The 19,301-nt window shown below is 75.5% G+C and carries 18 protein-coding genes; 5 read left to right on the top strand and 13 right to left on the bottom strand.

What is annotated here, in order from left to right; translation table 11 throughout:
• Positions 1-37: 37 nt before the first annotated feature.
• Both GY42_RS02830 and GY42_RS02825 read right to left on the bottom strand, forming a co-directional pair.
• A complete protein-coding gene (locus GY42_RS02830) occupies positions 38-442 on the bottom strand; it encodes a DUF3040 domain-containing protein (protein WP_046528173.1) in 405 nt (134 codons plus the stop codon).
• 151 nt (positions 443-593) lie between these two features.
• Positions 594-1,034, bottom strand: a complete 441-nt coding sequence (locus GY42_RS02825; RefSeq protein ID WP_236686695.1) for an SAV_6107 family HEPN domain-containing protein — start codon at positions 1,032-1,034, stop codon at positions 594-596.
• Between the two features lie 114 nt (positions 1,035-1,148).
• Here GY42_RS02825 and GY42_RS02820 point away from each other — a divergent pair, with 114 nt between their 5' ends.
• Entirely contained in the window at positions 1,149-2,081 is a 933-nt protein-coding gene (locus GY42_RS02820) for a fused MFS/spermidine synthase (protein ID WP_046530466.1), read from the top strand.
• 67 nt (positions 2,082-2,148) lie between these two features.
• On the opposite strand, the gene GY42_RS02815 is transcribed toward GY42_RS02820, so the two are convergent.
• From GY42_RS02815 to GY42_RS02795, 5 genes are all read right to left on the bottom strand, one after another.
• Positions 2,149-2,352 carry a cold-shock protein gene (locus tag GY42_RS02815; protein WP_046528172.1) on the bottom strand — a complete coding sequence of 68 codons (204 nt, stop codon included), beginning with the start codon at positions 2,350-2,352 and terminating at the stop codon, positions 2,149-2,151.
• Positions 2,353-2,666: 314 nt separating this feature from the next.
• Positions 2,667-3,605 carry a proteasome assembly chaperone family protein gene (locus GY42_RS02810; RefSeq protein WP_046528171.1) on the bottom strand — a complete coding sequence of 313 codons (939 nt, stop codon included), beginning with the start codon at positions 3,603-3,605 and terminating at the stop codon, positions 2,667-2,669.
• A 119-nt stretch (positions 3,606-3,724) separates the two neighbouring features.
• Positions 3,725-4,162, bottom strand: coding sequence for a response regulator (locus tag GY42_RS02805; protein WP_046528170.1), 438 nt, complete (start codon positions 4,160-4,162; stop codon positions 3,725-3,727).
• Positions 4,163-5,761, bottom strand: coding sequence for a sensor histidine kinase (locus GY42_RS02800; protein ID WP_226235843.1), 1,599 nt, complete (start codon positions 5,759-5,761; stop codon positions 4,163-4,165). It lies immediately after the preceding gene.
• Positions 5,758-6,972 carry a PP2C family protein-serine/threonine phosphatase gene (locus GY42_RS02795; RefSeq protein ID WP_046530465.1) on the bottom strand — a complete coding sequence of 405 codons (1,215 nt, stop codon included), beginning with the start codon at positions 6,970-6,972 and terminating at the stop codon, positions 5,758-5,760. Before GY42_RS02795 ends, GY42_RS02800 begins: the two co-directional genes overlap by 4 nt.
• A gap of 215 nt (positions 6,973-7,187) precedes the next feature.
• Between GY42_RS02795 and GY42_RS02790 the strand changes: the two genes are divergently transcribed.
• On the top strand, positions 7,188-9,437 hold the full coding sequence (locus GY42_RS02790; protein WP_046530464.1) for a HelD family protein: 2,250 nt from the start codon (positions 7,188-7,190) through the stop codon (positions 9,435-9,437).
• A 107-nt stretch (positions 9,438-9,544) separates the two neighbouring features.
• A complete protein-coding gene (gene serA, locus GY42_RS02785) occupies positions 9,545-10,744 on the top strand; it encodes a phosphoglycerate dehydrogenase (RefSeq protein ID WP_046528168.1) in 1,200 nt (399 codons plus the stop codon).
• An 89-nt stretch (positions 10,745-10,833) separates the two neighbouring features.
• Here serA and GY42_RS02780 read toward each other — a convergent pair whose 3' ends face one another.
• From GY42_RS02780 to GY42_RS02770, 3 genes are all read right to left on the bottom strand, one after another.
• A complete protein-coding gene (locus GY42_RS02780) occupies positions 10,834-11,022 on the bottom strand; it encodes a DUF5302 domain-containing protein (RefSeq protein WP_046528167.1) in 189 nt (62 codons plus the stop codon).
• A gap of 116 nt (positions 11,023-11,138) precedes the next feature.
• The gene (nrdR, locus tag GY42_RS02775; RefSeq protein ID WP_046528166.1) at positions 11,139-11,639 is read right to left on the bottom strand and encodes a transcriptional regulator NrdR; all 501 of its coding nucleotides are present in this window, start codon (positions 11,637-11,639) and stop codon (positions 11,139-11,141) included.
• Between the two features lie 327 nt (positions 11,640-11,966).
• Complete coding sequence (locus GY42_RS02770; protein ID WP_046528165.1) at positions 11,967-12,347, bottom strand: LysM peptidoglycan-binding domain-containing protein; 381 nt, start codon at positions 12,345-12,347, stop codon at positions 11,967-11,969.
• Between the two features lie 323 nt (positions 12,348-12,670).
• Here GY42_RS02770 and lexA point away from each other — a divergent pair, with 323 nt between their 5' ends.
• Entirely contained in the window at positions 12,671-13,429 is a 759-nt protein-coding gene (gene lexA, locus GY42_RS02765; protein WP_046528164.1) for a transcriptional repressor LexA, read from the top strand.
• Between the two features lie 89 nt (positions 13,430-13,518).
• Entirely contained in the window at positions 13,519-13,791 is a 273-nt protein-coding gene (locus GY42_RS02760) for a Rho termination factor N-terminal domain-containing protein (RefSeq protein ID WP_046528163.1), read from the top strand.
• 73 nt (positions 13,792-13,864) lie between these two features.
• Here the strand turns inward: GY42_RS02760 and GY42_RS02755 are convergent, their stop codons facing one another.
• The 3 genes from GY42_RS02755 to GY42_RS02745 all read right to left on the bottom strand — a co-directional run bounded on the left by GY42_RS02755 (position 13,865) and on the right by GY42_RS02745 (position 19,277).
• Positions 13,865-14,866 (bottom strand): L-lactate dehydrogenase, encoded by a 1,002-nt coding sequence (locus tag GY42_RS02755; RefSeq protein WP_046528162.1) that lies wholly within the window; start codon positions 14,864-14,866, stop codon positions 13,865-13,867.
• Positions 14,867-14,945: 79 nt separating this feature from the next.
• A complete protein-coding gene (locus tag GY42_RS02750; RefSeq protein ID WP_082131677.1) occupies positions 14,946-17,180 on the bottom strand; it encodes an ATP-dependent DNA helicase in 2,235 nt (744 codons plus the stop codon).
• 69 nt (positions 17,181-17,249) lie between these two features.
• Entirely contained in the window at positions 17,250-19,277 is a 2,028-nt protein-coding gene (locus GY42_RS02745) for a S9 family peptidase (RefSeq protein WP_046528161.1), read from the bottom strand.
• Between the last annotated feature and the right edge of the window lie 24 nt (positions 19,278-19,301).

The following is a 19,301-nucleotide window of genomic DNA, read 5'->3' as shown; positions in this document are numbered from 1 at the left end:
CGTCCCCGTCACCGTCCGAGCACGTCGAGACGCGTCGTCAGCGTCCGTCGCCGTCGCGGCGCCGGTCCCACCGCTCCTCGAAGCGCGACATGAAGCCCTGCTTCTTCTTCGCCGCCGTGCGACCCGGCGCGGGTCGGACTGTCCCGTCCGGGGCCACGGTGCCCTGGGGGCCGCGAGGCGTGCCGTGCGGCCCCGCGAACGCGAACCCGACCGCGGCGAACATCACGACGAACCCGGCGGCGCCGAGCCACGGGAGCGACGTCGCGGCGCCCACGACCAGCAGCAGCAGGCCGACGACCGCGCCGACACCGGCGACGACGTAGCGCACGACGGGCCGTCGCCCACCTCGCTGGGTGAGCGTGTTGGCGAGCCGCGGGTCGTCAGACGTCAGCTGACGCTCCATCTGCTCGAGCACGCGCTGCTCGTACTCGGAGAGTGGCATCCCGACCCCCGTCGCACTCCAATGGACTCTTCGCCTCAGGATAGATCGGCTCACACCAACGTGGTAGTCGAGCAGTCCCTGCGGCAGGGCGATCATCATGCGTCACGAACCTGTGCGAGCGCCACCGCCGGGCGTGTCGCGCACCGAGGCTTCACCTGCCCGCCACCGCACGCACCTCACCCCCGTCCGCCGCGTCACGCACGAGGACGGCACGGACCGCGTCGACCATGTCCTCCGCGGCGCACAGCGTCCGCTCGGCACGCGCCGGGGCCACGAGCTCGAACCTCCCCGCGTCCACCGCCGACCGGAGCGTCGCCGCGTGCGCGAAGAAGGCCGCCTGGGCGTGGAGCTCGGGGGCCACCACGTCCAGCATGCCCCAGACGGTCCGGGGCGCCCCCCGTCCCGTCGGGCGACCGCGAGCGGCGACGAGGGCCGCACCGGCGCGCAGGGCGGCCATGTGCGCGTGCGAGAACATCTCCCACGGCTCGCCAGAGAACTGCGCCGCGAGCAGCTCGGCGTCGGCACGCCCGAGCAGCTCGCTCGTCTGCGGGGGCAGCGACCCGGGGTGCAGCACGACGACCTCAGCGCTCACGACCGCCACCTCCCTCGACCGGCGGGACTCCCGCCACCGGTCCATCTTCGAACACGTGTTCGACTCCGTCAACAGCTGCCGCCCACGGCAGCCGCCACGACGTACGGTGTGCGCGTGGCTGCCCGACGTCGTGATGCATCGTCCCGCCGACCACCGACATCGACGGCGACGGCGCCGACCTGGCCGGACGGCCCCGTGCCGATCACGACCGGCACGGCCGAGGTCGTCCCCGAGCCCGGCCGCCCCCGCGCCGCGACGCTCCTGGTCAACGGCGTGCCGAGCTCGTTCGTCGACCTCGACGACCCCGCTCTGCTCGACTTCGAGTACATGCAGCAGGCGGCCGCCGTGATCGACGTGGTCGCGGCCACCCGCCCCGACCTGTCGGTGCTGCACCTCGGCGCCGGCGGGTGCGCGCTCGCCCGCGCGCTGGCGCACCGGCACCCGCACGTCCGACAGCTCGCGGTCGAGCTCGACGGCGAGCTCGCACGCCTGGCGCGCGAGTGGTTCGCCCTCCCCCGCGCGCCGCACCTGCGCCTGCGCACGGGCGAGGCGCGCGCCGAGCTCGCGACGCTGCCCGACGCGTCGTTCGACGTCGTGGTGCGGGACGTCTTCGCGGGCGACCGGACCCCGGACCACCTCACGACGCTCGAGCTCACGCGCGACGTGGCGCGCGTGCTGCGCCCGGGCGGCGTCTACCTGGCGAACTGCGCCGACCGTCCGCCGCTGGCGCTCGCGCGCGCCGAGCTCGCCACGCTCGCGGCGGCGTTCGCGCGCATCGGCGTCGTCGCCGAGCCCGCGCTGCTGCGGGGGCGGCGCTACGGCAACCTCGTCCTGGTCGGCACCGACGACCCCTCGCTGCTCGACGAGCCGGGCCTGGACCGGACGCTGCGGACGCTGCCGGTGCCGGCGCGCCTGCTGACCGACGGCGAGACGCGCGTGCTCGCGGGCCGCGCGACGCCGCGCCACGACCCGCCCACGCCCGCCGAGGGGACGGCGGGCGGCGCGGGCGAGGTCGGGCGCGCGCCGGGCGCCTCCCCCCGGGCATGACGCGGGGCCGCACCGTCGGACGGTGCGGCCCCGCATCGGCGCCCCGGCGTCGCGCCGGGGACGCAGGTCACAGCGGGCGGACGTGCTCCGCCTGCGGACCCTTCTGACCCTGCGTGATGTCGAACTCCACGCGCTGCCCCTCGTCGAGCGAGCGGTAGCCCTGCGTGTCGATCGCCGAGTAGTGCACGAAGACGTCGGCGCCGCCGTCGTCCTGCGCGATGAACCCGAAGCCCTTCTCGGCGTTGAACCACTTGACCGAGCCCTGTGCCATGTCCCGCATCCTTCTGTCCCACCGTGTGACGGTGCGCGCCGACTGCCCGCACCGCGCCGCAATGCCTCACGTCCTGCACCGGGCGGTCCGGTCCCCACGGGGACGGGCGGAACCTCATGCCACCGCGACCGAGGTCACGGCGCGAGACCGGTCGAGCGTCCGTACGTCACTGCAACGCTCGCGATCCTTTCACGCCGGTGTGGCGTACGCCACGGAACGGGCCGTTTCGTCCCCCGCGGGACGGCAACGATCCGGTCACGACGCCCCCGGCACCGAGCGCTCGCGCGCGGACGGCCGGCACGGCGGCGGACGGGTCAGCCCTCGTCCCCGCCCTCGTCCACCTGGGTCGCCAGGAAGCGCTCGAGCTCGGCGCCGATCTCTTCGGCCGTCGGCAGGTCGGTCGCCTGGGCCAGCAGGCTCGTCCGCCCCACGCTGCGCGTGAAGGCGTCGTACTGCTCCTCGAGGGCCTGCACGACCGCCGCGACCTCGCTCGACCCCTCGACCTGACGCTCGACCTCGCGCGTCGCCTCGGCGGCCGCGGGCTCGAGGTCGGCGAGCCGCAGGTCGAGCCCGGCCGCGCGCTGGACGTGCCGCAGGCCCGCGAGACCCGCAGCGGGGTACGGCGACTGCGCGAGGTAGTGCGGCACGTGCACCGCGAAGCCCATCGCGTCGTGACCCGCCTCGCCGAGACGCAGCTCGAGCAGCGCCGACGCGCTGGCCGGCACCTGCACGGTGCCGAAGAACGACGTGTGGTCCGCCACGAAGTCGGCGCGCGTCGCGTGCGCGGTCACCGAGATCGGCCGCGTGTGCGGCACGCCCATCGGGATGCCGTGCAGCCCGACGACGAGCGGCACGTCGAACCGCTCGACGACCTGGCGCACCGCGGCGACCCAGCGCTCCCACTGCACGTCGGGCTCGAGCCCGTGCAGCAGCAGGAACGGCGTGCCCTGCGCGTCGTGCAGGAGGTCCACGACGAGCTCGGGCGCGTCGTAGCCCGTCCAGCCCTCGTCGAACGTCATGACGGGGCGGCGCGAGCGGTAGTCGACCAGCTGGTCGACGTCGAACGTCACGAGCCGCTGGGCGGGCGCGCCCGACACGAGGTGGTCGACGGCGACCTGACCCGCGTGGCCGGCGTCGACGAAGCCGCGCACCGCGTGCACCAGCACGGGTCCGGCGCCGCCGTCGCGCGTCGCCGCGTCCACGCGCTCGGCCACGTCGACGTCCACGTCGTAGATGTCCCGGGGGTCCAGCATCGCTCACTCGCCTCTCGTCGTGCGGTCGAGAGGTGCAACGCCGGACCCGCCCGGACTCTTCCCGCGCGGCGCCGTGACCTGCACGGCACCGCGCGGGAGGACCGTGGGGGCCAGCCAGGTCAGTGACCGGGCAGGCGCACGACCTCGACGAAGAACTCGTCGATCTGCCGGACCACGTCGATGAAGCGGTCGAAGTCGACGGGCTTGGTCACGTACGCGTTGGCGTGCAGCGAGTAGGAGCGCAGGACGTCCTCCTCGGCCTCCGACGTCGTCAGGACGACGACGGGGATCGCGCGCAGCGTCGCGTCGGACTTCATGGCCTCGAGCACCTCGCGGCCGTCCATGCGCGGCAGGTTGAGGTCGAGCAGCACGAGGTCGGGCGTCGGGGCGTCGGCGTGCTCGCCCTCCTTGCGCAGGAACTCGAGGGCGCTGACGCCGTCCGCGACCACCGAGAGGCGGTTGCGCACCTTGTTGTGCTCGAACGCCTCGCGCGTCATGAGCACGTCGCCCGGGTCGTCCTCGACCAGCAGCACGTCGATCGGCTTCTGCACGGACACTCAGGCCTGCCCCTCGACCCCGGCGGGCGGGGCGTCGTCCTCGGCCGCCGGCAGCGTCCAGCGGATGCTGGTGCCGTCCCCGGCGGTCTCCGGGATCCAGATCCGACCGCCGTGGAACTCGACGATCTTCTTGCACAGCGCGAGCCCGATCCCGGTGCCCTCGTACAGGTCCTTGGCGTGCAGCCGCTGGAAGATGACGAAGACGCGCTCCGCGTACTGCGGGTCGATGCCGATGCCGTTGTCCCGGCACTCGAACTCCCAGGAGTCTTCCACACGCGTCGCGCTGACGTGGACGTGCGGGACCCGGTCCGGGTGCCGGAACTTCACGGCGTTGCCGACGAGGTTCTGCAGCAGCTGGACCAGCAGCGGCTCCTCGCCCCGGACGACCGGCAGGCCGTCGTGCGTGACGACGGCACCGGTCTCCTCGACGCGCTCCGAGAGCTGGTCGACCGCGCGGTCGAGCGCCTGCGCGACGTCGACGTCGACGACCTCGCCCCCGACGCGACCGACGCGCGAGAACCCCAGCAGGTCCTGGATCAGCCGCTGCATGCGCTTGGCGCCGTCGACCGCGAAGTCGATGTACTGGTCGGCCCGCTCGTCGAGCTGACCCCCGTAGCGCTTCTTGAGCAGCTGCGTGAAGCTCGCGACCTTGCGCAGGGGCTCCTGCAGGTCGTGCGACGCGACGTACGCGAACTGCTCGAGGTCACGGTTGGAGCGCCGCAGCTCCTCGGCCTGCTCGGTCAGCCGGTCGTGCGCGTCGGCGATCTCGCGCCGCGACTCCTCGAGCGCCGCGAGCTGCGTCACGAGCCCGACGCGCATCGCCTCGACGTCGGCCGCGAGCTGCTCGATCTCCCCCGGCCCGTCGACGCGCACGACGTGGCTGAGGTCGCCCGAGGACACCGCGCGGCTCGCGGCCGCGAGCTCGTCCACGGGTGCGAGCACCCAGCGCCGCAGCACGACCCACAGCGTCGTCCCGACCGCGAGCGCCGCGACCACGAGCCCGGCGATGATCAGGGCGGTGAGCCGCTGCCACTGCTCGACCGCCGCGACGGCCTCGAGCCGGTTGGCGCGCAGCTCGGCGTTGTAGACCTCGACGGCCGTGCGCGTCTCGTCGAACAGCACGCGCCCCGTCTCGATCGCGGCGGGGTCGACGGCCGTCGGCCCGCCCGCGGCGACGGCCGCGATCGTGGGCTCGGCGAACTCGTCGTACCAGCGGTCGGCGGCGTCGCGCGCGGCGCGCGCGCTCGCGACGAGCACCTCGTCCTGCGAGGTCCGCTCGACGCGCTGCGCGACATCCGTGATCGAGTCCTCCTGCTCGCGCGAGCGGTGGTACGGCTCGAGCGTGACGTCGTCACCGGTCAGCGCGTAGCCGCGGACCGCGGTCTCGGCGTCGACGAGGCGGATGTACGCGGCGTCGGCGCGCGTGACCGCGTCGAAGTACGTCTGCGTGACGAGCTCCTGCGCCTGCGACGAGCGGGCCGCGACGTACCCCGTGAGCACGAGGACCGCACCGAGGACCGCGGCCGCGACGCCCAGCAGGACGCCGAGCCGGCGGCGCAGCGTCGCGCGCGGTGGGCCGGGGCGCGCGGACGCCGTCACGCGGGCCACCCGACCAGCACGACCGCCGCGTCGTCGACGAGGTCGCCGCCGTGGCGCTCGCGGACCGCCGACAGCAGCCGGCCGAGCACCGGGTCCTCGTCGGGCGCGACCGCGGCACCGTCGTCCGGCGCCGCGTGCAGCGTCCGGTCGGCGAGCTCGAGCAGACCCGGCTTGCCCAGCCGCGTGCCGTCGGCGGCGACCGTGGCCTCGAGCAGGCCGTCGGTGTAGAGCAGCACGCGCCACGCGGGCCCCAGGTCGAGGCGGCGCGCGGGCCAGCCGCCGCCCACGGGGATGCCGAGCGCGCGGCCGCGCGCGTCGGCCGGCAGCAGCGACGACGGGTCGCCCACCAGCAGCGGCACGGGGTGGCCCGCGAGGTAGAGGTCGGCCGAGCGCCGGTCGGGGTGGATCGCGAGCATCGTCGCCGTCGTGAACACCTCGGGGCGCGAGCGCTCGGCCTGCAGCACGCGCTCGAGCAGCCCGAGGATCTCGTCGGCCGGGGTCCCCGCGATCACGAGCGTGCGCCACGCGGTGCGCAGCGTCGCGCCGAGCGCCGCCTCGTCGGGGCCGTGCCCGCACACGTCCCCCACCATCACGAGCACCGTCCCGTCGGGACGCTCGACCACGTCGTAGAAGTCGCCGCCCAGCAGGCCGTCGCGCCCCGCGCGGTAGCCGACGCGGACCTCCAGGCGCTCGTCGGTCACGCGCGGCGTGGGGAGCAGCGCGCGCTCGAGGCGCGTCGTCTCCGCGGCACGGACCAGGCTGCGGTAGAGCGCCCGGCCCGTGTCCTCGAGGCGGCGGCGCTGCACCGCGTACCGCACGGAACGCGCGAGGACGTCGGGGTGCACGTCCCCCTTGACGAGGAAGTCCTGCGCGCCCGCCGCGACGGCCTCGAGGCCCGCGTCGGTGCCGGTCAGCCCCGTGAGCACGACGACGGGCGGCGCGCCCGCGTCGAGCACGCGCTGCAGCGCGCTCAGCCCCATCGCGTCGGGCAGCCCGAGGTCGAGCAGCACGCAGTCGACGTCGAGGTTCTCGAGCGCCTCGTCGACCGAGCGGGCCCACACGGTCTCGTGCACGAGACCCGCGTCCTGCAGGTGCTCCTGCACCAGGACCGCGTCCCCCTCGTCGTCCTCCACCACGAGGATGCGCAACGGCAGGTCGTCCGCGGTGGAGGCGGGGGGCGCCTCGGCCTCGCGTGCAGCAGAGCCGTGCATGGGGTCCTTCCCGTCGGTGTGCACGCACTGTAAGGCAGGACCGTCACGCACGTGCGACGAGGGCGTCGATCGTGTCGTCGCGCGCGTCGTGGCCCGGGCACCGCCGCGACGAGCGGATAATGGACGGCCGCCCGCGACGGGCGGGGGCGGTCGGGCGGGTCCCGACGGCGCCGACGACCGGGCTCGCACCCGGCACGACGGGGGTGGACGGGCTGGTGGCAGGGATCGACAGCGAGCTGGACGGCGAGCAGCGAGTCGTCGACGGGCTGTACGCGCGCCTCGACGAGCTGCGCGCGCAGGCGCGTCGCCGCCTCGCGTCGGTGCGCCGCGCCGGACCCTCGGGCTCGCCGCAGAACCGCTCGGAGCGCGACGCGTTCGCGACGCTCTACGAGGACCGGGTCGCGCAGCTCGAGGCGGTCGAGGACCGGCTCGCGTTCGGCCGGCTCGACCTGCGCGAGGGCGAGCGGCGCTACATCGGACGGCTCGGGCTCACCGACGAGGAGCAGACGCCGCTGCTGACCGACTGGCGCGCACCGGCCGCGCAGGCGTTCTACCGCGCCACCGCCGCCCACCCGGACGGCGTCGCGCGCCGCCGCCACCTCGTCACGGCCGGCCGGCGCGTCACGGGCCTCGAGGACGACGTGCTCGACGTCGACGCGCTCGCCGCGGCGGGCGTCGACCCCGACTCGCTCGCGGGCGTCTCGGGCGAGGGTGCGCTGCTCGCGGCGCTCGGCGCGGCGCGCACCGGCCGCATGGGCGACATCGTCGCGACCATCCAGGCCGAGCAGGACGCGATCATCCGCTCCGAGCTCGCGGGCGCGCTCGTCGTGCAGGGCGGCCCCGGCACCGGCAAGACCGCCGTCGCGCTGCACCGCGCCGCGTTCCTGCTCTACGCGCACCGCCGCCTGCTCGAGCGCTCGGGCGTGCTGCTCGTCGGCCCGTCGCGCACCTTCCTGCGCTACATCGACCAGGTGCTGCCCTCGCTCGGCGAGACCGGCGTCGTCACCGCGACGCTCGCCGAGCTGTACCCGGGCGTCGAGGCGCGCGGCACCGAGCCCGACGCCGTCGCCGAGATCAAGGGGCGGGCGCTGATGGCGCGCGTCGTCGCGCGGGCCGTGCGCCAGCGGCAGCGCGTGCCCGCGCAGCCCACCAGCGTGCGGATCGACGGCCGCACGGTCGTCGTGCGACCCAAGGACGTCGCGGGGGCCATCGCGCGCGCGCGCCGGCAGAACAAGCCGCACAACCTCGCGCGCGTGACGTTCGTGCGCGACATGCTCGCGCGGCTCGCCGACCAGTACGTGCAGCAGCTCGCGTGGGACGTGCCGCCCGAGGACCGCGCGGAGATCGTCGAGGACCTGCGCACGACGCGCGAGATCCGCATCGCGCTCAACCTCGCGTGGATGCCGCTCACGCCCCAGGGCCTGCTCACGGACCTGTGGACCAAGCCCCACCGGCTCGCGGCCGCCGCGCCCGAGCTGTCCGACCGCGAGCGCGCGCTGCTGGTCCGGCCCGCGGACGCCCCGTGGACGGCCGCCGACGTGCCGCTGCTCGACGAGGCCGCCGAGCTGCTCGGCGAGGACGACCAGGCCGCCCGCGCGCAGGCGCGGGCCGACGCCGAGCGGCGCACGCAGGAGCTCGAGTACGCGCGCCAGGTGCTGCAGAGCACGGGCGCCGGGGACCTCGTGTCCGCCGAGGCGCTCGCCGACCGGTTCGCGAGCAGCGGGCCGTCGCTGACGACCGCCGAGCGGGCCGCCGCGGACCGCTCGTGGACCTACGGCCACGTGGTCGTCGACGAGGCCCAGGAGCTGTCCGCGATGGCGTGGCGCGCGCTGCTGCGGCGCGTGCCGACGCGGTCGCTGACCATCGTCGGGGACGTCGCGCAGACGTCGTCCGCGGGGGGCACGCACGACTGGGAGGCGATGCTCGGGCCGCTGCTGCGCGGGTCCTGGCGGCTGGCCGAGCTCACCGTCAACTACCGCACGCCCGCGACCGTCGCGCACGCCGCGCGGCGGGTCGCGCTGGCCGCGGGCCTGCCAGTGAGCCCGCAGACGTCGGCGCGGGACGTGCCCGACGCGCTGCGTCTGCACCGGGTCGCCGGCGGCGACGTCACGACGGCCGCCGCGGCCACCGCACGCGAGCTGGCGGCCACGGTCGGCCAGGCCGGCGGTGCGGGCCGCGTCGCGGTGGTCGCGACGCCCGCGCACGCGGCCGCGGTGCGCCGCGCGCTGGACGGCACCGCCGAGGACGCCCCGGGCGGCGAGCTGCCGGACCTCGAGCAGACGCTCGTCGTGCTCACGCCCGGTCAGGCCAAGGGGCTCGAGTTCGACGTCGTCGTGCTCGTCGAGCCCGCCGACGTGCTCGCGGCCTCGGCCGGGGACCTCTACGTCGCGATGACCCGCCCGACCCACGCGCTGCACGTCGTGCACGCGCGGGACCTCCCGCGGGGATTCGTCGAGCGGGACTGACCGACCGCCGTACGGCGCCCGGCGGTGCGACACGGCCGCGCCGGGCACACCGTCCCGTCCTTCGGGACGGCTTTGGTCCGCCCCGCGGACCGGGAGCACCATGGGGCGTGCCTACCGCGCTGCTGCTCGAGAACCTCCACCCCCACGCCCGGACCATCCTCGAGTCCGCGGGCTTCGACGTCGTGACGCGGACCGGCGCGCTCGACGAGGACGAGCTCGCCGAGGCCCTGTCCGGCGTGCAGGTCCTGGGGATCCGTTCCAAGACCCAGGTGTCGGCCGACGTGCTGGCCGCCGCGCGCGACCTCGAGGTCGTCGGCGCGTTCTGCATCGGCACCAACCAGGTCGACCTGCACGCGGCGGCCGGGCGCGGCATCGCCGTGTTCAACGCGCCGTTCTCCAACACGCGCTCGGTCGTGGAGATCGCGATCGCCGACATCATCTCGCTGACGCGGCGCCAGACGGTGCTGGACAAGGAGATGCACGCGGGCGTCTGGAACAAGTCCGCCACCGGTGCGCACGAGGTCCGCGGACGCACGCTGGGCATCATCGGCTACGGCAACATCGGCACGCAGCTGTCGGTCCTCGCCGAGAACCTCGGTATGTCGGTGGTCTTCTACGACACTGCCGAGAAGCTCGCGCTCGGCAACGCGCGTCGCATGCGCACGCTCGACGAGCTGCTCGAGACCGCCGACGTCGTGACGCTGCACGTCGACGGCCGCGCCGGCAACGCCGGCATGTTCGGCGCCAAGCAGATCGCCCGCATGAAGCCGGGTGCGATCTTCCTCAACCTGTCGCGCGGGTTCGTCGTCGACTACGCCGCGCTGCGCGACGCCGTGCTCGCCGGTCACGTGGCGGGAGCGGCGGTCGACGTCTTCCCCGAGGAGCCCAAGCGCAAGGGCGACCCGTTCGTCTCCGAGCTGCAGGGCCTGCCCAACGTCATCCTCACGCCTCACACGGGCGGCTCGACCGAGGAGGCCCAGGAGGCCATCGGCCAGTTCGTGGCGCACAAGGTGCGCGACTACCTCGCGACGGGCTCGACGAACCTGTCCGTGAACCTGCCGAACCTCGCGCTCGACCAGCGCCCCGACGCGCACCGCGTCGCGTACCTGCACCGCAACGTGCCGGGCGTGCTGGCGACCATCAACGCGACGCTCGCCGAGCACGGCGTCAACATCGAGGGCCAGCTGCTCGCGACGCGCGGCGAGCTGGGCTACGTGGTCACGGACGTCGCGTCGCCCGTGCCCGCGGCCGTCGCCGCCGCGCTCACCGAGCGACCCGAGTCGCTGCGGCTGCGCCTGCTCGACTGACGTCCGTCGGCGAGCGCCCGCCCGCCCCGGGCCGCACGCACGACGAGGGCCGCGCAGCACGTGCTGCGCGGCCCTCGTCGTGCGTGGTGTCAGGCGGAGCCGGACTTGCGCTGGAAGCGCCGCTGCACGGGCCCGGCGGTCTCCGACCCGTGCACGGCCCCGGTGTTCCGGCCCCCGTCGGCCGTCCGGTGGCCGCTCGACCTCTTGCGCTCGAGCGCCTCGCGGAACTTCTCCCTGGTCTCGTCGCTCACTGCCGACGGCTTCTCGTCCTGCGTCATGCGATGGTCCTCCGCTCTCGCGACGTGGTCGTCGGGCTCCCCCAGCGTGGTGGACGCGAGGGCCCGACGCCAAACGGTTTGGTGCGACCGGCCTCGGGCGGGCCGGCTCGGCCGGATCAGCCCTCGGCCGTGGTCACCGCCGCGGCCTGCGGGGTACCGGCCGCCGTCTCGGCTCGTTCGGCGCGCAGCGTGCGGATCGCCGACTCGAAGTCGTCGAGCGAGTCGAACGCCTGGTAGACGGACGCGAACCGCAGGTACGCGACCTCGTCGAGCTCGCGCAGCGGGCCCAGGATCGCCAGGCCGATGTCGCCGGCGTCGATCTCGGCCGAGCCCGCGGTCCGCAGGTTCTCCTCGACCTTCTGCGCGAGCAGCGCGAGGTCGTCCTCGCTCACGGGCCGACCCTGGCAGGCCTTGCGGACGCCGTTCGCGATCTTGGTGCGGCTGAACGGCTCGGTCGCGCCGGAGCGCTTGACGACGGACAGGCTCGCGGTCTCGATGGTCGTGAACCGCCGCTGGCAGCTGGGGCACTGGCGCCGCCGACGGATCGAGGACCCGTCGTCGGACGTGCGGGAGTCCACCACGCGCGAGTCGGGGTGCCGGCAGAAGGGACAGTGCACAACGAACCTCTCGGCGTTGCCGATCACGGGACGGCGCCCGCCACGACACGCGCCGGACGGACGCACGCGACGGTAGGACGTCGCAGGCGCAACTGCAACATCGCGTGCCTCGGCAGCGCGAGGGCGGCCGCCGTGCGACGGCCACCCTCGCCGGGACGCCCCCGTCCCTTCGTGGCGCCGACTCGCCTCGGCGCCACCTGCTGCTGCGCGCTGGCGGACCCGGACGCGCCGGGTCGCCGCACACACCTCCGGCTGGCCCCCCAGCCTGCCGAATGAGGTAAGGCTAACCTAGCCGGAGGCGTCGGCACTGACAACCCGCGTCCACGGTCAGCCCACGGGCACGACGAGCGTCTGCCCAGCCGTGAGCCCGGCCGACGGCAGCTCGTTCAGCCGCTGCAGGCGCAGCACCACGTCCCTGACGTCCTCACCGGGCGCGGCGACCTCCGACGCGATGCCCCACAGCGTCTGCCCGGGCGCCACGACCACGCGCTCGACCTCCATCGCCGACCGAGGACCGTCGGCGTGCGCCGAGACGGCGACCCCTCCCGCACCCGCGGCGACCAGCAGGCCCAGGCCCCACACGACGACTCGACCGCGCACCGTCAGGCGCAGAGGAGCCTCGGCGCGCGGTGCGGGGCGCCGCGGCGCAGCCGTCGAGGACGCCCGCCCACCCCGGAACGCGCCGGGAGCGATGGTGATCGCACTCATGCCGTACCCCTCTCGCCGCCGGACCCCGGCCTCCGGGGTGCCGCTCGGATTCGAACGTCTGTTCGTCGAACGTCTGTACGATGTCTACCAGAGCCGACCGACATCCGTCGAGACACGCTCGAACAGATGTTTGATCCGCCCGGGCCGCCCGCCTAGGGTGGCTGCTGCAGCGAGTGCACCACCGACCACCGACATCTCCCCCGGGCGACGTCGGTGCGCAGGGGCGCCGTTCCCGCACCACCAGCGGGTCCGGGCCTCGACGCGGCGGGGCGACGCTGGGCGCGCGCCCCCCGGCCCGCGCCGACGCGACAGCAGGAGGCGCAGTGGACGTGCAGGAGCGCTCGACGACGGGCACCGACCGGACGCGCGCCGCGGGGACCGCGGCGCCCGAGGTCGCGGAGGTCCCGGGCGACGGCCTCACGTCCCGGCAGCGGCTCGTGCTCGAGACCATCCGGTCCTCGGTCGAGCGGCGGGGGTACCCGCCGAGCATGCGCGAGATCGGCGACGCGGTCGGGCTGACCAGTCCCTCGAGCGTCAAGCACCAGCTGACCGCGCTCGAGCGCAAGGGCTACCTGCGCCGCGACCCGAACCGGCCGCGCGCGATGGAGGTCGTGCAGCCCGACGACGCGCGGACCGTCACGGCGCTCGGCGACCGCGCGGGCGTGGCGCTCGGCGACGGCGACGCCGCGGAGCGCGACGGCGCCCCGACGCCCTCGTACGTCCCCGTCGTCGGGCGCATCGCCGCTGGTGGCCCCATCCTCGCCGAGCAGGTGGTGGAGGACGTCTTCCCGCTGCCTCGCCAGCTCGTCGGCGAGGGTGAGCTCTTCCTGCTCAAGGTCGCGGGCGACTCGATGGTCGACGCCGCCATCTGCGACGGCGACTGGGTGGTCGTCCGCCGGCAGCCCGTCGCCGAGAACGGCGAGATCGTCGCGGCGATGATCGACGGCGAGGCGACGGTCAAGACGCTCAAGCGGGTCGACGGCCACGTGTGGCTGCTGCCGCACAACGCCGCCTACTCCCCCATCGACGGCGACGGCGCGACCGTGCTGGGCCGGGTCGTGAGCGTGCTGCGCGCGTTGTGACGCCGACCGCGTGCGGGGCGCTGCCCGCCGCGCGACGCTGGTCGCCGGTGCCGGAGCCGCCGGCGCCGTCACCGGTGAGGAGGCGCCGCATGCCCGCACGACGTGACCCCGGCCCCAGCGTCAAGGACCCCGAGCTCTACGAGTCGTTGCGCGACGAGGGCAGCAGCAAGGAGAAGGCCGCGCGGATCGCGAACGCGGCGGCGGCACGCGGGCGGTCGTCCGTCGGCCGGTCCGGCGGGCGCTCGCGCGACTACGAGGAGTGGACGGTCGAGGACCTGCGCCGCCGCGCCGCGGAGATCGGCGTCGAGGGTCGGTCACGCATGCGCAAGGGCGAGCTCATCGACGCGCTGCGCCACCACTGACGCTCCCGCGACCGCGGACGGCACGAGGGCCGGACGGGAGTCCCCGTCCGGCCCTCGTCGCACGCCGACCTCGTCAGAAGCCGAACCGCCGGGCGACGGAGCGCACGGCCTCCGCCGAGCGGCGCATGCCCATCAGCTCGTCGGAGGACATCGGCACCTCGAGCCGCTCGCGCACGCCCGACGACCCGACGATCGACGGCACGCTGAGGCACACGTCGGACATGCCGAGATAGCCGTCGAGCAGCGACGACACGGGCAGGATGCGGCGCTCGTCCTTGAGCACGGCCTCGATGATGCGCGACCCCGCGAGCGCGATCGCGTAGTTCGTCGCACCCTTGCCCTCGATGATCCGGTAGGCGGACTCGACGACCTCGCGCGCGATCGCGTCGCGCACCTCGCGCGTCAGCGGCCCGCCGTCACCGCTCGCCCACTCGAGGATCGGGACGGAACCGATCGTCGCCGAGCTCCACAGCGGCAGCTCGGTGTCCCCGTGCTCGCCCGCGACGTACGCGTGGACGTTCTGCACCGCGACGCCCGTGTGGCGCGCGATGAGGTAGCGCAGGCGCGAGGAGTCGAGCACCGTGCCCGAGCCGAACAGCTGCGACGGCGGCAGGCCCGAGATCTTGAGCGCCGCGTACGTGACGACGTCGACCGGGTTGGTCACCATGACGTAGACCGCGTTCGGCGCGACCTCGACGATGCCCGGCAGCACCTTCTGCACGAGCGAGATCGTCGCCTCCGCGAGGTCCAGCCGCGACTGCCCCGGCTTCTGCTTGGCACCCGCGGTGAACATGACGACGTCGCAGTCGGCCATGACCGACACGTCGTCGGAGCCCATGACCTCGGCCATCGACATGAACTGGATGCCGTGCGAGAGGTCGAGGACCTCGGCCTCGACCTTCGCCTTGTTGACGTCGAGCAGCGCGACCGTGCGCGCCGCGCCGCGCATGAGCGCCGCGTAGGCCATGGTCGAGCCGACCGCACCCGCCCCCACGATCCCGAGCTTGGACGTGCGCCGCGGCACGGACGGCGTCGGGCTGAAGGCGTACTCGTCGCCCTCGATGGCGTCGACCATGGTCGTTTCCCCTCGTCACGGGCGCGGAACCGGTGGTGCGGGACGGGCCCGCCCGGTGCGGCACCTCCCCTGCACGAGGCTAGTCGGATCCGGCGAGCCGACGTAGCGCGGAGACCACGACGTCGCGGTCCGTGGTGCGCCAGAACGGCGGCATCGACCGCTGCAGGTACTCGCCGTACCGCGCCGTGGCGAGCCGCGGGTCGAGCACGGCGACGACGCCGCGGTCCTGCGAGGACCGCACGAGCCGGCCCGCACCCTGCGCGAGCAGCAGCGCCGCGTGCGTCGCGGACACCGACATGAAGCCGTTGCCGCCGGCTCGCGCGACCGCGTCGGAGCGCGCGGACCGCACCGGGTCGTCGGGCCGCGGGAACGGGATGCGGTCGATCACGACGAGCCGGCACGCCGGGCCGGGCACGTCGACGCCCTGCCACAGCGAGAGCGTGCCGAACAGGCAGGTCGGCTCGTCGGCCGCGAAGCGCGCGACGAGCGTGGGCAGCTGGTCGTCGCCCTGCAGCAGCACGGGCACGTCGAGCCGCTCGCGCATCGCCTCGGCCGCGACGGTCGCGGCACGACGCGACGTGAACAGGCCGAGCGTGCGCCCGCCGGCCGCCTCGACGAGGGTGGCGATCTCGTCGAGCTGCGCCTCCGTGGCCGGTTCGCGGCCCGGCGGCGGCAGTCGCCTGGCGACGTAGCAGATGCCCTGCCGCGGGTAGTCGAACGGGCTGCCGACGTCGAGCCCGCGCCAGCGCGGCGGCTCGTCGGCCTCGGGGCGCCGGGGTCGGTCGCCCGTCGCCGGGACCGCGGCCGCGGAGGACGCGCGGCTCGCCGTCCCCGTCGGCTCCGTCGCGCCGGCGACGGACTCGTCATGCGCGCCCTCGAGCGTGGTCGGACCGACGGGTGCGGCGTCGGGGCGCTGCACGAGGCCGACGGCGCGCGCGGTCGCGTCGAACGACCCGCCGAGCGTCAGGGTCGCCGACGTCAGCACCCCCGAGCGGCCGGCCAGCAGGTGCGTCCGCACCAGGCCCGCCACCGCGAGCGGGGCGGCGTGCAGGCGGGTCGTCGGGACGCCGCGGCGGTCCTCGCCGCGCGCGCACCACAGCACGGTCGCGGCGTTCTGCTCGGGGTCGGCGGCCATGCGCTCGGCGACCTCGAACAGCGCGAGCATGGCCGAGGTCGCCATCTTGCGGCCGCCGTCGGCCGCGTCGCGCGACCCGCCCTCGGGCTTGAGCGCCGTGAGCATGGTGCGCGCGGCGTCGCGGACGGTCGCGACAGCGGTGCGGACGTCCTCGGGGAGCCCCTGGGGGAAGCGCCCCTCGGGCAGCGGGACGATGACGCTCGCGAGGTGCTGGCCGGCGGTGTCGACGTCGGTGGTGGGCACGCCGCCGTGCCGGCGGGCCAGCCGCGCGGCGTGCTCGATGGTCGGCAGCGACAGCTCCGCGGTGGCCTGCGCGGTCACGCGGTCGGCGAGCTCGTGCGCCTCGTCGACGACGATCACCTGGTGCTCGGGCAGCACGTTCGGGGACCCCGAGGCCGCGATGCCGAGCATCGCGTGGTTCGTGACGACGACGTCGGCCTCGCGCGACCGCGCGCGTGCGGCCTCCGGGAAGCACTGCGCGAGCATCGGGCACTGCCCGCCGAGGCACTCCATGGCGGTCACGGAGACCTGCCGCCACGCGCGGTCGGAGACGCCGGGGACGAGGTCGTCGCGGTCGCCCGTGGTCGTCTCCTCGGCCCACTCGCGCAGGCGCACGACCTGGTCGCCGAGGGACTCGCGCCCGGACTCGGTCTCCTCGGGCGGGTGCTCCGCGGCGCCCGGCCGCTCGGGGACGTCGAACAGCGTGCCCTGCTCGTCGGACGGGTAGCCCCCCGCGACCTTGTGGACGCACAGGTAGTTGTGCCAGCCCTTGAGCAGCGCGATCTGCGCCTGCCGCGGCAGGTGGGACGCCAGCGCGGTGGTGACGAGCGGGAGGTCGCGCGTCAGCACCTGCCGCTGCAGCGCGAGCGTCGCGGTCGAGACGACGACGCGCTCGTCCGCGCGGACCGCGTGCCGCACCGCCGGCACGAGGTAGCCCAGCGACTTGCCCGTGCCGGTGCCCGCCTGGACCAGCAGGTGCTCACCCGTGCGCAGCGACTCGGCGACCGCGACGGCCATGGTGTGCTGACCCTCGCGGCGACCGCCGCCCAGCGCACCGACCGCGAGGTCGAGCAGCTCGCCGACCTCGGCGACCTCCTGCGCGTCGCGGCCGGGTGCGGTCACGGCCGACGTGCCCTGCGCCGGGGCGGCCGGGCGAGGGGTCGGGTCGGGGTCGGGCACCGCGACAGCGTAGTCGCGGCCCCCGACACCCCCGGCACCCGCGACCTGGCGGGTCGGCACGCCCCGGGCTCAGCCGCCGACGGGCAGGTGCCGCGCCCACCAGTCGATCAGGTGCTCGAACCGCGCGCGCCGGTGCGTCGGCCGCCCCGAGCGGGACAGCTCGTGCCCCTCGCCGGGGAACAGCAGCAGCTCGGCCTCGACGCCGCGGCGGCGCAGCTCGACGTACCAGCGCTGCCCCTGCTCGACGGGGCAGCGCCAGTCCTGCTCCGAGTGGACGACCAGCGTGGGGGTCGTGACCCGCCCGACGTGCGCCATGGGCGACTGCGCGGCCACCGCGGCCGGGTCGACCGCGTGGTCGCCGACGTACTCCAGCCCGAACCACCAGCCGATGTCCGCCGACCCCGTGAAGCTCACGGGGTCGAGGAACCCCCGCTCGACGACGGCGGCGGCGAACCGGTCGGTGCGCGTCGTCAGCCACGCCGTGAGGTAGCCGCCGTACGACCCGCCGAGGACGCCGACACGTGCCGCGTCGAGCTCCTGCGGGTGGGCCTCGAGCGCGGCGTCGAGCAGCGCGAGCACGTCGTCGGCGTCGACCGTGCCCATCGCCTGCCGGATCGCGCGGCCGTGCGCGCGCCCCCGGCCGGAGGACCCGCGGGGGTTGCCGAGCACGACCGCGTAGCCCGCGCCCGTGAGCACCTGCACCTCGTCGAACAGCGCGTGCGTGTACTGCGCGAACGGGCCGCCGTGGATCATCAGCAGCGTCGGGTGCGGACCCGCGCCGTGGCGCGCGGGGTCGGGCAGCGCGAGCCAGCCGTGCACCTCGTAGCCGTCGGGCGACGTGGCCGTCAGGGGCGTCGGCAGCACCGTGCGGCCGGTCGCGCGCAGCGGGCCGGACCAGTCGGCGAGGACCCGGCCGTCGTCGTCGACGCGCAGCAGGGCTCCGGCGCTCGTCGGGGTCGCGGCGCTCGCGACGATGCGCAGGTCGCCGTCGTGGACGACGGCCGCGGCGCCGAGCACGACGTGCGGCGCGTCCAGCAGGCGCGTCGTGGTGCCGTCCGCGGCCACGTGCGCGAGGACGACGGCGCCACGGTCCTCGAGCGTCACGAGCACGCCGCCGCGCGTCGGGTGGAGGACGCCGCCGAGGTCGGTGCGCTCGGCGTCGGTGAGCCGCTCGGGCGTCGCGGCCGTCCGCAGCGCGGCGCCGGCGCCCGTCAGGGGCGCCCGGAAGAGGCCCGTGAGGGCCGCGACCGTGTCCGTCCCGTCCGGCCCGAGGTCCGCGGCGAGCAGCCACAGCGTGTCGCCGTCGACCCGCACGGCGTCGACGCGCAGCGTGCTGCCCGCGTCGGCGTCGGTCAGCGGCACGACCGCCGCCGGCCCCGTCGCGCCGCGCGGCGCGGCGACGAGCACCGCGTCCCGGCGCACGTCGCGCTCGCGCGTCGCGTGCCGCGCGCACGTCGCGACGAGCGCCAGGCCGTCCGGGGCCCAGGCGGCGTCGGTGACCTCGAGCGGACCCGAGGTGAGCGCCACGGCCGCGGGCACGTCGGGCGCCCCGCCCGGGTCGGCGGGCACGTCGAGCACGTGCACGTGCCGCGGGCGGTCGGACACGAACCCGGCGCCGTCCTCGCGGTAGGAGAACGTCGTGATGTGCCGGGGTGCCTCGGCGGACGGGTCGCCGCCGGGCAGGTAGCGCCCGGCCTCGGGCGCGCGCGCCGTGAAGGCGAGGCGGGTGCCGTCGGGCGACCAGCGCGGCGACGCGGCGCCCAGCGGCGCGTCGGTGAGTCGCGCGGGCTCACCGCCCGCGAGCGGCAGCACGTGCACCTGACCCGGCCCCCCGGTCAGGGGCGCGCGCGTGAACGCGACCCACCGGCCGTCGGGCGACACCTCGGGCTCGGCGTCGCGGTGGCCGTGCGTGAGGCGACGCGCGGAGCCCGTGCCCGCGGCGTCGTCGTGCGCGTCGAGCGGCACGAGCCACAGCTCGCCGCGGTAGGCGTCCGCGGCCAGGTCGGGCCGGGTCACGGCGACGACGGCCGCCGAGCCGTCGGGCAGCAGCGCGGGCGCGCCGGGGGTGGTCAGCAGGTCCAGGTCGGTGGGCAGCACCCCTCGACCCTAGGCGTCCCGCGC

It is taken from the genome of Cellulomonas sp. FA1 (genome assembly GCF_000986825.1).
Classification (GTDB): Bacteria; Actinomycetota; Actinomycetes; order Actinomycetales; family Cellulomonadaceae; genus Cellulomonas; species Cellulomonas iranensis.
The sequence above is the reverse complement of the archived record's forward strand: the minus strand, read 5'-3'. Positions and strand labels throughout refer to the sequence as shown.

Coding starts and splice junctions, on each gene's coding strand:
- GY42_RS02770 (WP_046528165.1), bottom strand. CDS start 12,347: ATGAGTGCGATCACCATCGCTCCCGGCGCGTTCCGGGGTGGGCGGGCG.
- GY42_RS02815 (WP_046528172.1), bottom strand. CDS start 2,352: ATGGCACAGGGCTCGGTCAAGTGGTTCAACGCCGAGAAGGGCTTCGGG.
- GY42_RS02755 (WP_046528162.1), bottom strand. CDS start 14,866: ATGGTCGACGCCATCGAGGGCGACGAGTACGCCTTCAGCCCGACGCCG.
- GY42_RS02830 (WP_046528173.1), bottom strand. CDS start 442: ATGCCACTCTCCGAGTACGAGCAGCGCGTGCTCGAGCAGATGGAGCGT.
- GY42_RS02810 (WP_046528171.1), bottom strand. CDS start 3,605: ATGCTGGACCCCCGGGACATCTACGACGTGGACGTCGACGTGGCCGAG.
- GY42_RS02780 (WP_046528167.1), bottom strand. CDS start 11,022: ATGACGCAGGACGAGAAGCCGTCGGCAGTGAGCGACGAGACCAGGGAG.
- GY42_RS02760 (WP_046528163.1), top strand. CDS start 13,519: ATGCCCGCACGACGTGACCCCGGCCCCAGCGTCAAGGACCCCGAGCTC.
- GY42_RS02795 (WP_046530465.1), bottom strand. CDS start 6,972: ATGCACGGCTCTGCTGCACGCGAGGCCGAGGCGCCCCCCGCCTCCACC.